Annotated in this window: 15 protein-coding genes and 1 tRNA gene; 13 read left to right on the top strand and 3 right to left on the bottom strand. The window is 30.8% G+C overall.

Annotated features, from left to right (window positions below):
• Positions 1 to 135: 135 nt before the first annotated feature.
• From ACSIGE_RS06550 to ACSIGE_RS06575, 6 genes are all read left to right on the top strand, one after another.
• Positions 136 to 351, top strand: a complete 216-nt coding sequence (locus ACSIGE_RS06550; RefSeq protein WP_440881967.1) for a hypothetical protein — start codon at positions 136 to 138, stop codon at positions 349 to 351.
• Between the two features lie 498 nt (positions 352 to 849).
• Positions 850 to 1101: a hypothetical protein gene (locus ACSIGE_RS06555; RefSeq protein ID WP_440881968.1), complete on the top strand. Its 252-nt coding sequence runs from the start codon at positions 850 to 852 to the stop codon at positions 1099 to 1101.
• 13 nt (positions 1102 to 1114) lie between these two features.
• Complete coding sequence (locus tag ACSIGE_RS06560) at positions 1115 to 1702, top strand: hypothetical protein (RefSeq protein WP_440881969.1); 588 nt, start codon at positions 1115 to 1117, stop codon at positions 1700 to 1702.
• A 3-nt stretch (positions 1703 to 1705) separates the two neighbouring features.
• The gene (locus tag ACSIGE_RS06565) at positions 1706 to 1981 is read left to right on the top strand and encodes a hypothetical protein (protein WP_440881970.1); all 276 of its coding nucleotides are present in this window, start codon (positions 1706 to 1708) and stop codon (positions 1979 to 1981) included.
• Between the two features lie 31 nt (positions 1982 to 2012).
• Entirely contained in the window at positions 2013 to 2963 is a 951-nt protein-coding gene (locus ACSIGE_RS06570) for a hypothetical protein (RefSeq protein ID WP_440881971.1), read from the top strand.
• Between the two features lie 110 nt (positions 2964 to 3073).
• Positions 3074 to 3733: a rhomboid family intramembrane serine protease gene (locus ACSIGE_RS06575; RefSeq protein ID WP_440881972.1), complete on the top strand. Its 660-nt coding sequence runs from the start codon at positions 3074 to 3076 to the stop codon at positions 3731 to 3733.
• A gap of 16 nt (positions 3734 to 3749) precedes the next feature.
• Here ACSIGE_RS06575 and ACSIGE_RS06580 read toward each other — a convergent pair whose 3' ends face one another.
• Positions 3750 to 4202 carry an Lrp/AsnC family transcriptional regulator gene (locus ACSIGE_RS06580; RefSeq protein ID WP_440881973.1) on the bottom strand — a complete coding sequence of 151 codons (453 nt, stop codon included), beginning with the start codon at positions 4200 to 4202 and terminating at the stop codon, positions 3750 to 3752.
• 162 nt (positions 4203 to 4364) lie between these two features.
• Here ACSIGE_RS06580 and ACSIGE_RS06585 point away from each other — a divergent pair, with 162 nt between their 5' ends.
• Positions 4365 to 5510: a histidine decarboxylase gene (locus tag ACSIGE_RS06585; protein WP_440881974.1), complete on the top strand. Its 1146-nt coding sequence runs from the start codon at positions 4365 to 4367 to the stop codon at positions 5508 to 5510.
• A gap of 63 nt (positions 5511 to 5573) precedes the next feature.
• Here the strand turns inward: ACSIGE_RS06585 and trxB are convergent, their stop codons facing one another.
• Positions 5574 to 6512: a thioredoxin-disulfide reductase gene (trxB, locus tag ACSIGE_RS06590; RefSeq protein WP_440881975.1), complete on the bottom strand. Its 939-nt coding sequence runs from the start codon at positions 6510 to 6512 to the stop codon at positions 5574 to 5576.
• A 155-nt stretch (positions 6513 to 6667) separates the two neighbouring features.
• On the opposite strand from trxB, the gene ACSIGE_RS06595 reads away from it, so the two are divergent.
• From ACSIGE_RS06595 to ACSIGE_RS06615, 5 genes are all read left to right on the top strand, one after another.
• Positions 6668 to 6742, top strand: a tRNA-Pro gene (locus ACSIGE_RS06595).
• 173 nt (positions 6743 to 6915) lie between these two features.
• Positions 6916 to 7938, top strand: coding sequence for a phytase (locus ACSIGE_RS06600; protein ID WP_440881976.1), 1023 nt, complete (start codon positions 6916 to 6918; stop codon positions 7936 to 7938).
• A 110-nt stretch (positions 7939 to 8048) separates the two neighbouring features.
• On the top strand, positions 8049 to 8663 hold the full coding sequence (locus ACSIGE_RS06605; protein ID WP_440881977.1) for a DUF4230 domain-containing protein: 615 nt from the start codon (positions 8049 to 8051) through the stop codon (positions 8661 to 8663).
• A 227-nt stretch (positions 8664 to 8890) separates the two neighbouring features.
• Complete coding sequence (locus tag ACSIGE_RS06610) at positions 8891 to 9256, top strand: MmcQ/YjbR family DNA-binding protein (RefSeq protein WP_440881978.1); 366 nt, start codon at positions 8891 to 8893, stop codon at positions 9254 to 9256.
• A 2-nt stretch (positions 9257 to 9258) separates the two neighbouring features.
• Complete coding sequence (locus tag ACSIGE_RS06615) at positions 9259 to 9807, top strand: 5-formyltetrahydrofolate cyclo-ligase (protein WP_440881979.1); 549 nt, start codon at positions 9259 to 9261, stop codon at positions 9805 to 9807.
• Positions 9808 to 9861: 54 nt separating this feature from the next.
• On the opposite strand, the gene rho is transcribed toward ACSIGE_RS06615, so the two are convergent.
• Positions 9862 to 11568 carry a transcription termination factor Rho gene (gene rho, locus ACSIGE_RS06620; RefSeq protein WP_440881980.1) on the bottom strand — a complete coding sequence of 569 codons (1707 nt, stop codon included), beginning with the start codon at positions 11566 to 11568 and terminating at the stop codon, positions 9862 to 9864.
• Between the two features lie 199 nt (positions 11569 to 11767).
• On the opposite strand from rho, the gene ACSIGE_RS06625 reads away from it, so the two are divergent.
• Positions 11768 to 12196, top strand: coding sequence for a DUF4293 domain-containing protein (locus ACSIGE_RS06625; protein WP_440881981.1), 429 nt, complete (start codon positions 11768 to 11770; stop codon positions 12194 to 12196).
• The last annotated feature ends 228 nt before the right edge of the window (positions 12197 to 12424 follow it).

The raw sequence follows: 12424 nt of genomic DNA on the forward strand, positions 1-12424 counted from the left end.
TTAAAACAGGGCAGTTAATATATTATCTTTGACGTGTAATCCAAAGCGACTATTACTTAATTAAAAAGAGATACTATTAATAATCAAAAAGTTAAGACATAAAACGGTTTGCTTTGAGATAATACGATTATAGATATGGGTATAAGAAAAATACAATTTATATTAAGTCTATTATTTTTAATAGGGTATTTGGTCCTTATAGTAATAGTACTTACTGTGGAAGTAAGTGACACTTTTAATATGCAAAAAGGAGAAAACTCTCTTATAGGTGAAATTAATATTTTACTGGGTGTTTTAACTGGAGCTATTGCACAAATATTAAACTTTTGGTTTAACGAATCTGATAAGTAAAATAATAACTAGCACTAATTTCCAATCAATTGTTTTTTCTTAAAAAGAGGTTACACTGTTCATTTCTTCACACAACCAAACTTAAATGAAGTAGCCAAGTTAAAACGAATATGCAAAACATGATTTTTTTAAAATCTATGTATTAGTAAGGTTATGGAAACAACAATAAGGTTAATCAAACTACTATTCCATCTCTGTACAATGATTAATGAGATAATAAAGTTTATTCTCATCCATTGGGGTATACAGTTTTAAATAAAAAATTTAGTCTGGATAATATACGATATAAATTCATTTGATTTAAAACTCTCCTTTATCTAAAGAATAATAAAAATTAAGCTATAATATATCGCATTGGTTAATGGCTTAAAGGAGTAGATCATCTTGAATTTGACAATTATAAATGCGAAAATAAAAATTTACATGAACTAATAAAGTAGTGAAAATACTTCTTTATTGTTAATAAATATGAAACATAAACTATAAATTATATAATCAATGAGTGTAAGAAAAGTACAATTTATTTTTAGCTTGCTATTTTTAGTAGGATATTTATTTCTTTTGGTAATTATACTATATGTGGAGGTTAGTGACTCTTTAAATATGCAAAAAGGAGAAAACTCTCTTATAGGTGAAGTGAAAATTTTATTAGGTGTTTTAACTGGAGCCGTTGCACAAATACTAAATTTTTGGTTTAATGCTAATGAGCCAATAGCTGCAAATAACACATTATCTGAAACAAATAATTAGTCACTCTTCAATAATGAAAAAAACATTTATACCAGCCTTAACATTAGCTCTTTTTGTTATTTCTTCATGTACTTCTATTCCTAAATCTTCAGTTAAATTATCGGAAGAAATTATGAAAGAATCAAAAGAAATGCACAAACTGAATATAGCATTAATTAAGCAACTTTTTGAGGAACGAAGAAATGCTGTAAATTCATTTATCAATAATAAATATCTTCCGAAAGTAGTTTCAAACTATAAAAAATTACTCCCTGAAGATTTGGACTATAAGGAACAATTACCCAAAATAATAGAAAATATTGTACCTGTTTTACTAAGAAAAAAGGACTCCTTACAAAGCTTGTTAGAAAAACAGGAAAATGAATTCATCTCAGTATTAAGTGATAATTATACTGAATATAGCAGGGCTACATACGTATTACACGATCTAATTACATCTGGAGCAAAATTACAAGAAGAACAAAGACAAACCCTTAATTCTATAAAAAACTTAACAGGTCAGGAAATAAATGTTGATAAAATACAACAATCTATTGAAGGATTTTACAAAAATATCAATACTAAACTAAATCAAATGGTTAGCCCTAAAAGTAATAAATAAACTATGGATGAAATAAACTGGAATGACCTAGCTAATAAAGCTTCTTCTCAAACCGAAAAAGATCTTCAAAAAGATTTTGAAAGTTTGACAAAACTAAATATTAAAGATATTGATGCTTTGTTAAAGCAAAGTGCTATTAGTAAGCAAAATGCAGCACTTGTTTTAGAAGAGATTAAAGACGCCACCATATCAAATAACGAAAAAGTTAAAACTATTTCTAAAATAAATAATGGGGTAAATTTTTTGGTAAGTCTTGTTGGAAAACTTACCAATAGATAAAAAACTTTTGAATAAATTAAATAATAAAATTATGAGTAATATTACAATAAACTACGTTTGGTTGGGTAGTAATCCGCTAGGACCACTTGAAAAATTCAATATTGCATCTTGGAGAGCATTTGGGCACGAAGTGAACCTATACACTACACCTTTTTTTGGAGATCCTAAAAGAACTTATGAAAGTTTAGGTATAACAGCTGAAGACGCAACTATTTTCGATCTTGCAACTATTTTAAAAGAAGACGATGCTGTTACAGACGTTAATGACCCTAAAAAAGCCCTGAGTGATACTAGAAAAACATTAACCAAATGGCTTTCAGAAGTGCCAAATATTGTTCGTCCAGCATCCAATCATATGGATCAAATATACAATACGGTAGATGTAACAAAATCATACATAGGAGGCACAAGAAAAGGTATTGTTATTGACATAAAAGTTGGACCAAGTCCACATTTAAATAATTATATAGAAAGTTTCAACAAAAACTTTATTAGCTATACAAGGGCTGGAAAAACAGCTGGAAACCTTCCAGAAAATCAGTGTATGGGAACTATGCAAGGCACTAATGAATTACGTCTAGCATATGCAAATAGCTTCAATGAGAAAATGAAAGCTTTAGCAGAAGTAGACGTCAAAACCAAATGGTTTGATAAAATTACTGGATACCACGGAAATGCTTGCATTGCTATTTATAATAGTACAAAACAATTTATTGATGTAGCTACACAAAAAGAAGATGGTACCCCTGTAGGTAATAATTACCCAGTAGGAGAACCTGGAGGATCTAGCCATGGACCATTTCGTGTTTTCAAAAGAGCTAATATTCAATCAAATCAAGGAGGGGCAGGATCTAACAATGATGATAATATAATAAAAGACCTTGCTGGAGATGTATTAAAAAAAGAACTTCCAAAAGGGAATAATTTTACTGATAAAGCTAAGCTTGCGCAAGAAGCACTTCCAAAGAGAGCACTTTGGTAAAATCTTCTTAAGTGAATGATATTTGCTAGTTTTAAATTATTTTAAAAGATCGTTAGATATACTAACGATCTTTTTTTACTATTGCACAAATAAAAAAGAATATTTCATTTATGAATGATATAGGCCCTATAAGTTTACTTATAATTATTGCTAATTTTTCTGCTTCTTATAAAGGATTTAACGATTGGCAATTTTTCAATCAATACAAATTCAATATTGGTAAAATTTTAGTTGGAAAAGATTACAAACGACTCCTAACCTCAGGCTTCTTTCATGTGGATTGGACGCATCTCTTATTCAACATGTTCAGTTTTTTCTCTTTTGGAACTATTTTAGAAAGACAATTAGGAGGAATATCGTTTCTTTTATTATATTTCGCAAGCTTACTTGCTGGAAATGTCTTTGCTATTATTATGCATAAAAATAACCAACACTATAGCGCAGTCGGTGCCTCAGGCGCGGTAAGTGGTATTATTTTCGCCGCCATTGCCCTATTCCCAGAAATACGAATAGGTTTACTATTTTTACCTATAGGCATTCCAAGTTGGCTATTTGGTTTACTCTATATAGGCTACTCTATTTACGGTATCAAAGCAAATAATGACAATATTGGTCATGAAGCACATCTCGGAGGTGCTTTTTCAGGAATGCTTGTGGCTATACTATTTTACCCACATGCACTTTTTGAAAATTATATCCCAATTTTACTCACCATAATACCATCTTCTATTTTCTTATTCATAATCTTGAAAAAAAACAATCTATTTTGATAAAATAGTACTCATATCACAAAGTGTATACCGTAGTATTTTTATTCGAATCCATCACAAACGAACTATGAATTGTAGAAATTCCATCAACAGTAGCCAGTTTTTCATTAATAAATACTTGAAAACTACCCATATTATCTACTGCTACTTTCAATAAAAAATCAAAATTACCTGAAACATGGTGGCATTCCATAACTTCATCTAAAAAATACATATGCTTTTTGAAAACTTCAATCATTTCTTTTTGATGTTTATGTAAAGTGATTTGACAATAAGCTATTATTTCCTTACCTACTAGTTTTCTATCCAAAATAGCGACGTATTTTTTTATGACGCCTTTTTGTTCCAATCGTTTGATTCTCTCATAAGTTGGTGTTACTGTTAAACCTATTTTCGAAGCGACTTCTTTCGTATTTTGCTTTCCGTTCTCCTGTAAAGCTCTCAAAATTTCTATATCTAACTGATCCATAAAGAACTATTTTCTAAATATACTATATCTAAATATCCTAAAAAGTTAAAAAACCTTTTAAATCAACAAAATAGTAAATATTTTCTAAAATTATATCAATTTTCAGTTAACTATTTCAAAATCTGTATTTTTACAGTGATATTTAATTAAATTAAATTGAGCATGAATACTAAAAAAGAACTCTCCAATCATTTAAACGACTTACTAAATAACATACAAAATGCAAGAGATACGTTTTTGGGTTATCCTGTATCTAAAGATTTTGATTATTCAGCACTATATGATTTTTTGAAGTATCCTATTAATAATCTTGGAGATCCTTTTGAAGACAGTACCTACAAAGTACAGACTCATGAAATTGAAAGAGAAGTAGTCAATTTCTTTGCAAAACTATTTCGAGCAAACCCAAAAGATTACTGGGGCTATGTTACAAATGGAGGTTCGGAAAGCAATCTATATGGTTTGTATATTGCAAGAGAAATGTATCCAAAAGCGATGGTGTACTACTCAGAATCAACACACTATAGTGTTAAGAAAAACATTCATTTATTAAACATACCTAGTATTGTCATTCGTTCACAAGAAAATGGAGAAATAGACTATAACGACTTAGAAGAAACACTTCGTTTTAATCGCCATAAACCCGCTATTATCTTAACCACTTATGGTACCACTATGAAAGAAGCTAAAGACGATGTTTCTAAAGTAAAAGATATTTTAAAAAAATTAGCCATTCAAGATCATTACATTCATTGTGATGGTGCTTTAGCAGGATCATTTGGCCCTTTTTTGGAGCCCTATATTCCATTTGATTTTATAGACGGAGCAGATAGTATTGCTATAAGTGGGCATAAATTTATTGGATCGCCAATTCCAGCGGGAGTAATAATTACAAGACGTTCTCTTCGTGATCGAGTTTCCAAAGGAATATCCTATATTGGTTCTTTAGATACAACCATTACAGGTTCTAGGAACGGACACAGTCCTTTATTTTTGTGGTATGCTATTCAACAAATGGGTATAGAAGGCCTTAGAGCCAGATACCAGGATAGCTTAGAAGTTGCAGAATATTGTAAACAAGAACTTTGTAAAATTGGTATAACTGCATGGAGTAACCCTGGTGCTATTACAGTTGTTCTCCCTAAAATGCCAGAATCTATTAAAAACAAATGGCAATTAGCTACAGAGGGAGAAATTACACACATCATATGTATGCCAAATGTTAGTAAGCATCAAATTGATGAATTTATAAAAGATGTTACCTCTATATCAGAGGAAAAGATGGAAGAAGAATTTATTTATTTTTAATAAAAAAATAGAAACAAGTATTGTATAATATTTGTTTCTATTTTTTTTTAAAAAACAACTTATTTATTCCAGGCCTCCTAAATATCGTTCCGCATCTAAAGCTGCCATACAGCCAGTTCCTGCTGCTGTCACAGCTTGACGATACTCTTTATCCTGAACATCTCCAGCGGCAAATATTCCTGGTAAATTTGTTTTTGTTGACTTTCCTTTGGTTATCAAATAACCTGTTTCATCCATTTCTAAAACATTCTTAAATAATTGTGTATTGGGCGTATGGCCAATTGCTATAAAAACGCCTGTTACAGAAATTTCCGTTTTTTCTCCAGTCTTATTATTAATTGCTCTTACACCTTCAACAACCTTATCTCCTAAAACTTCTTCAATTTCTGTATTAAACAATACTTCTATATTTTCAGTTTTATTAACTCTATGCTGCATTGCTTTAGAAGCTCTCATATAATCCTTACGAACCAACATTGTAACCTTAGTACATATGTTAGATAAATAAGTAGCTTCCTCTGCAGCTGTATCACCTGCTCCTACCACAACGACATCTTGTCCTTTATAAAAGAAACCATCACAAGTAGCACATGCCGACACACCGCCTCCCATAAGTCTTTGCTCGCATGGTAAACCTAGATATTTTGCAGTAGCTCCTGTTGAAATAATAACAGTGTTAGCCTCTATTTCTACAGACTCATCAACAACAACTTTATGTATACCCCCTTCCTCTTTTGAAAAATCAACTTTTGTCACCATTCCGAAACGTACATCGGTACCAAATCGTTCTGCTTGCCCTTTTAAATCTTCCATCATAGCTGTTCCGTCTGTACCATTTGGATAGCCTGGAAAATTATCTACTTCTGTTGTCGTTGTTAACTGACCTCCCATTTGTAATCCAGTATACATAACTGGTTTCATATCTGCCCTCGCGGCGTAAATAGCCGCTGTATATCCTGCTGGTCCAGAACCTATTATTAAACATTTAATTTTTTCTGCCATTTCTTTCTTATATATTTATAATTACAAATTTAGTTCTTTTTATTTTTCTTACACCCTCCAAAGATATGTTTTGACTATTGGTCAATAGCTAATAAAAATATTATATTTTTTTAGTTAGTTTTCTTTTTTTTATATATTTGCCATCCGCAATTAATCGGGGTGTAGCGTAGCCCGGTCATCGCGCCTGCTTTGGGAGCAGGAGGTCGCAGGTTCGAATCCTGCCACCCCGACATTTAAAGGCAAAAGAAAAATTTTCTATTGCCTTTTTTGCTATTTAAATACCTCATCTTTAAAATAATTCTATTTATTAAATTGAGAACTACTTCAACATTATTAAGAAGTAAACATCATAAAAAAAACAAATAATCGTTAATTAAACATAACATTCTATTTAAAGATACTCATGAAAATATTTAAAGTACAAATTCTAGTCACTTTTATCATATTAACTACATATAATTGTAAAAAAACAAACCATACAAAGAAAGTACTTCCTGATATAAGAACCGAGAAAACACTAAACGACACTGACGACCCAGCTATTTGGATCAATAAAACCAATGCGGAAAATAGTATTATTTTTGGCACAGACAAGAATGCAAATGGCGCTATATATGCCTTTGATTTAGAAGGGAAAATAATCACTAATAAATGTATAAGAAACATTAAACGCCCAAACAATATTGATGTTGCTTATAATTTTAAATTAAATGATAGCATTTCAAAAGATATTATTGCTTTTACAGAAAGAGAACTAAATCAAATAAGAATTTTTACTGTACCTGATATGAAATCAATTGATAATGGTGGATTTAAAGTTTTCAGAGATGAGAGAAAACCTGGATATAATCTTCCTATGGGAATTGCTCTTTACAAATCTTTTGGTAATAAAAAATTATACGCGATCATTAGTAGAAAAAATGGTCCTAAAGAAAAGTACCTATACCAATATGAAATCTACGCTGAAAATGGAAGTGTAAAACATAAACTTGTTAGGAAATTTGGTAAATTTAGTGGTAAAAAGGAAATAGAATCTATAGCTGTTGATGAAGAATTAGGATACGTATACTACTCTGATGAAAAACATGGTGTTCGAAAATATCATGCAGATCCTGAAAAAGGAAATAAAGAAATCGCTGTTTTTGGTGGTGAATTATTCAAAGAGGATATAGAAGGGATTGCTATCGCTAAAATGAATAATAAAAATGGATACATTATTATCTCGAATCAGCAACAGAACTCATTTAATATATTTGATAGGAAAACAAATACCTTTATTAAAAAAATAGACTTAACAACAACTAGAACTGATGGTTGTGAAATAACTACCACTCCCTTGGGCGATAAATTCCCAAACGGGCTATTTGTTGCCATGAACGATGATAAAGATTTTTACTTTTACGATCTAAAAAAATTAATCCCTTAGATTATATTTCTTCAAAGATTACTTAAGGCCAACTTATTTTTACAAGTTGGCCTTATTTGCTTTTTAAGTAGATACTAGAATATTCCGTTAGTTTTAGTAAATTCGTATCTATGGAATTACTTTTTTTAGGTCTAGCCGGAGGTGCTATTATATCGTATTTTGTTTTTAAGAAGTTCACCTACAGAACCAACAAAAACCTAACGGAAAAACAATCTATTGTCTTACTAGATAAAATAAAAAAGGTTTCCAAATTAATTACAGTAGAAGGAGAATTTGCAGAAATCTATCATCATCAAAACTCGAAAGAAAAATTTCTTGGACTTTTTACCAGTAAGAAGAAAGCAATCATTATTATCAATGCCAAAGTACATATTGGATTTGATTTCCGAAAAATTAAAATGAAAGCAGACAACAGTACAAAAACCATTCTACTCTCTGAATTTCCAAAACCAGAAATATTTTCTATTGAACCAAATATTAAATTTTATGACATTCAAAATGGCCTATTAAATAAATTTAGTTCGGAAGACTTAACCGCTGTAAATGAAGAAGCGAAAGAACATATTATTCAAAAAGTCCCCGAAAGCAATTTAATGCAAACTGCCAACCAAGAGGCAATGGACGCCATATTACTTATGCATAATTTAGTGGAAACTATAGGGTGGCGTTTAGACTATTCTGCTCTGAAATTACCGAACGGACACCAATCACTTCTAGACCAATAAAATACTTCCTAAAGCAAAAATTAAATTATCCATCCTTGCTATTACCTTTATAGTATAGTTATGCAATAGACCATTTCACCAGGCTAAAAATAGTGGAATTAAAATTGGATATGTATAATATTAGCCAAGAGTTGGCTTTTTTTTGTTGTATAAATCATAAAATATTTTTTACTTTTATCTTCCTTAATACCCTTTACTTTACTACTGATTAAATCCTTAAAAAAACGATGAACATTGAACAACTCCACCAATATTGTATTTCCAAAAAAGGAGCAACCGAACATTTTCCCTTTGACGAAGTCACCCTCGCATTTAAAGTAATGGGAAAAATGTTTGCATTGGTAGGATTACAAAAATGGGAAAATGGAGAACAAAAAATAAATCTCAAATGCGATCCAGAATGGTCGGAAGAATTAAGAGCTAACTACGACAGTATTTCTCCTGGATATCATATGAATAAAAAACACTGGAATACCATTACGGTTAATGCAGATGTTACGGACGCATTACTTTGTGAATTGATCGATCATTCTTACGATATTGTAATACAAAAGTTAACCAAAAAACTAAAACAAGAATTGAATTCACTTTAACTATGAACAAAAAAGAAGCTCGTCGATTATTCAAACAGAAGAGAAAAGCACTTACAACCAATATAATTGACACCTACTTAGATTCTATTTATGCGCAGGTATTTCAAATAGATTTTTCCAGATTTCAAAACATTCATATTTTTCTTCCGATTGCAAGACAGAAAGAAATAAATACGTTCCCTATTATTTCATACATACAAAACCTAGGAAAAAGAGTAATCATAAGTAAAAGCAATTTTGAAAATAACACCTTAGAACATTTTATTTTAACCAAAGACACCAAACTGGTAGAGAACACCTATGGCATTCCAGAGCCTGTAGCAGCAGAAAAGTTTGATGTAAAAAATATAGATCTTGTTTTTGTACCACTTCTTATATCTGATGAAATGAATTACAGAGTAGGATATGGAAAAGGCTTCTATGACCGTTTTTTAGCTTCTTGTAAAAAAGACGTGTATACCATTGGTTTAAATTTCTTTCCTCCAATTCCTACCATTACCGATATAAATAAGTTCGATGTTCCTTTACATAGCATCATTTTTTCCAAATAAAAAATCCCGCCTTTCTTAAAGCAGGATTTTCTTATATATTTTATATACTATTTATTATCCGTTCATAGAAATCAAAAACTCTTCGTTATTAATCGAAGTTTTGATTCTTTGCTGAATAAACTCCATAGCTTCAATAGGATTCATATCTGCTAAGTATTTACGCAACACCCACATACGCTGCACTGTCTTCTCGTCTAACAGTAAATCATCACGACGCGTACTTGATTTAATCAAGTCTATTGCTGGGTAAATTCTTCTATTTGCAATATTACGTTCTAACTGTAATTCCATATTACCAGTTCCTTTGAACTCCTCAAAGATCACCTCATCCATCTTCGATCCTGTTTCCGTAAGTGCTGTTGCAATAATAGTTAGAGAACCTCCATTTTCTATATTTCTTGCTGCCCCAAAGAATCTTTTTGGCTTGTGTAAGGCATTCGCATCAATACCACCGGATAAGATTTTTCCGGATGCTGGTGCTACCGTATTATACGCTCTTGCCAAACGCGTGATAGAATCTAATAAGATCACTACATCATGCCCACACTCTACCAAACGCTTCGCTTTTTCCAATACAATATTAGCTACTCGTACGTGTTTGTCTGCTGGTTCATCAAATGTAGATGCTACCACCTCACCTCGAACGCTTCTCTGCATATCGGTAACTTCCTCCGGTCTTTCATCGATCAATAAAACAATTTGATATACTTCTGGATGATTAGCAGCAATAGCATTCGCAACATCCTTTAATAACATGGTTTTACCTGTTTTCGGTTGCGCTACAATCATACCACGCTGTCCTTTACCTATTGGTGAAAACAAATCAATAATTCTTGTCGACAACGAGCTACCTTTTTGCGCTAAATTGAATTTCTCATTCGCAAAAAGAGGAGTTAAATGCTCAAAAGATACTCTATCTCTGACAATATTCGGACTTAAACCATTTATTTTTGAAACTCGAATTAGAGGAAAATATTTTTCTCCTTCTTTTGGTGGACGCACATTTCCTCGAACGGTATCACCTGTCTTTAAACCAAATAATTTAATCTGTGATTGTGATACATAAATATCATCCGGTGATGATAAATAATTATAGTCAGACGATCGCAGAAAACCGTACCCATCTGGCATCATTTCTAATACTCCTTCACTTTCAATAATACCATCAAACTCAAAATCAGGATCTCTATATTTGTTACCACTTTTGTACTGGTTTTTACTCTTATTTTGATGTTGATGATGTTTGTTTTTGTTGTGATTTTGAGTGTTATTTTGGTTATTTACCCCCTGATGATTCTTACTTCCCCGTCTATTATTATTATTACTACTGGAATTATTATTTTGATTTTTCTTATCATCTGCAACAACAACACTCTTCTTGACAACTTCTTCTGAACTGTTTTTAGGTGTTTTTACAGGCTGAATTTCTTTCTTTTTAGTTTTAATAAGTTTGGTCTCTTTAGGAAGCACTTTCTTATCACTAACAGTCTCTTCTACAGGTTCTAAAGTGGTTTCATTCTCTTTTTTTGAGATTCTCCTTCTCCTTGGCTTATTGTCATTTGCATCGACTACTTTTGATACTTTCTTTTCAGCTGGCTTTTTTTCTTCTTTCTTATTGTTTACGGCCTCTGCTTGAGCATCTAAAATTTTATAAACTAAATCTAATTTTTTCAACTGACTGATTCTAGTCAATCCAATAGTTTTAGCAATCGACTGTAAGTCAGTTAATTTCTTAGCTTTTAATTCCGAAATTTCGAACATTCGTTAAAATATTAGGTTAAAAATTCCCACTTCTAAAGAATTTAAAATTACTTGTTTGTCTTTCTTGATTGTATTGTTATTTGAAGTGTATAACAGTTAAAAATGCGGTAACTTATCGACACAAATATATACAAATATTTTAACTTGTTATATTTCTTTTTAAAAAAAGAAATATTATTTTTGTAGCGAAATAAATTTTATGATTCAAAGATTACAAACTATATATTTATTAATTGCCACTATTCTTTCAGCTTTATCTCCTATTTTTTTAAAGAGATTTGAAGCAGGTAAAGTTAACCATGCGCGAACTCTACTAGAGAATCAAAGTTTTACTGAAAGTTTAGTCCCCATACTATTTTTAGTATCCGCATTAATTATGTGTATTACTATTTTTCTGTTTAAAAACAGAAAACACCAAATTTTGTTATGTCAAATCTCTATAATGATAAACATTTTTTTATTAGGATTATTGATTTATTTATCACAAATATTATCTGGAGAACTTAACGGTTCTAAGAAAGATATTGGGATGTTCATTCCTCTTTTTGTTATTTTGCTTTTATACTTAGCAAAAAAAGCCATTAAAAAGGATGAAGATCTTGTAAAATCTGTTGATAGATTGCGATAAACCTAACATCTTAGTATATTTAGTGCAAAAAACCGAAAGTTTCCACTTTCGGTTTTTAGTTTTATTAAAGTTAATGTTTAAATATAATCCGCTTTAAGGAAATAATTGATCTTTTTATATTAAATTTACCCAAGAAGACCCTTTATTTAAAAAAAAAACGCAGCTTAAAAAGCTATACATTAAAACCTTATAATGTTAATTTAAGAGACAAATAAGGGTTATCCCTAA

The organism is Tenacibaculum profundi (assembly GCF_052050075.1).
In the GTDB taxonomy this organism is placed as follows: Bacteria; Bacteroidota; Bacteroidia; order Flavobacteriales; family Flavobacteriaceae; genus Polaribacter.

Bases quoted from the DNA above. Each gene is read 5' to 3' on its own strand.
- ACSIGE_RS06575 (WP_440881972.1), top strand. From the start codon at position 3,074: ATGAATGATATAGGCCCTATAAGTTTACTTATAATTATTGCTAATTTT.
- ACSIGE_RS06600 (WP_440881976.1), top strand. From the start codon at position 6,916: ATGAAAATATTTAAAGTACAAATTCTAGTCACTTTTATCATATTAACT.
- ACSIGE_RS06555 (WP_440881968.1), top strand. From the start codon at position 850: ATGAGTGTAAGAAAAGTACAATTTATTTTTAGCTTGCTATTTTTAGTA.
- ACSIGE_RS06615 (WP_440881979.1), top strand. From the start codon at position 9,259: ATGAACAAAAAAGAAGCTCGTCGATTATTCAAACAGAAGAGAAAAGCA.
- rho (WP_440881980.1), bottom strand. From the start codon at position 11,568: ATGTTCGAAATTTCGGAATTAAAAGCTAAGAAATTAACTGACTTACAG.
- ACSIGE_RS06580 (WP_440881973.1), bottom strand. From the start codon at position 4,202: ATGGATCAGTTAGATATAGAAATTTTGAGAGCTTTACAGGAGAACGGA.
- ACSIGE_RS06585 (WP_440881974.1), top strand. From the start codon at position 4,365: ATGAATACTAAAAAAGAACTCTCCAATCATTTAAACGACTTACTAAAT.
- ACSIGE_RS06550 (WP_440881967.1), top strand. From the start codon at position 136: ATGGGTATAAGAAAAATACAATTTATATTAAGTCTATTATTTTTAATA.
- ACSIGE_RS06610 (WP_440881978.1), top strand. From the start codon at position 8,891: ATGAACATTGAACAACTCCACCAATATTGTATTTCCAAAAAAGGAGCA.
- trxB (WP_440881975.1), bottom strand. From the start codon at position 6,512: ATGGCAGAAAAAATTAAATGTTTAATAATAGGTTCTGGACCAGCAGGA.
- ACSIGE_RS06625 (WP_440881981.1), top strand. From the start codon at position 11,768: ATGATTCAAAGATTACAAACTATATATTTATTAATTGCCACTATTCTT.
- ACSIGE_RS06570 (WP_440881971.1), top strand. From the start codon at position 2,013: ATGAGTAATATTACAATAAACTACGTTTGGTTGGGTAGTAATCCGCTA.
- ACSIGE_RS06560 (WP_440881969.1), top strand. From the start codon at position 1,115: ATGAAAAAAACATTTATACCAGCCTTAACATTAGCTCTTTTTGTTATT.
- ACSIGE_RS06605 (WP_440881977.1), top strand. From the start codon at position 8,049: ATGGAATTACTTTTTTTAGGTCTAGCCGGAGGTGCTATTATATCGTAT.
- ACSIGE_RS06565 (WP_440881970.1), top strand. From the start codon at position 1,706: ATGGATGAAATAAACTGGAATGACCTAGCTAATAAAGCTTCTTCTCAA.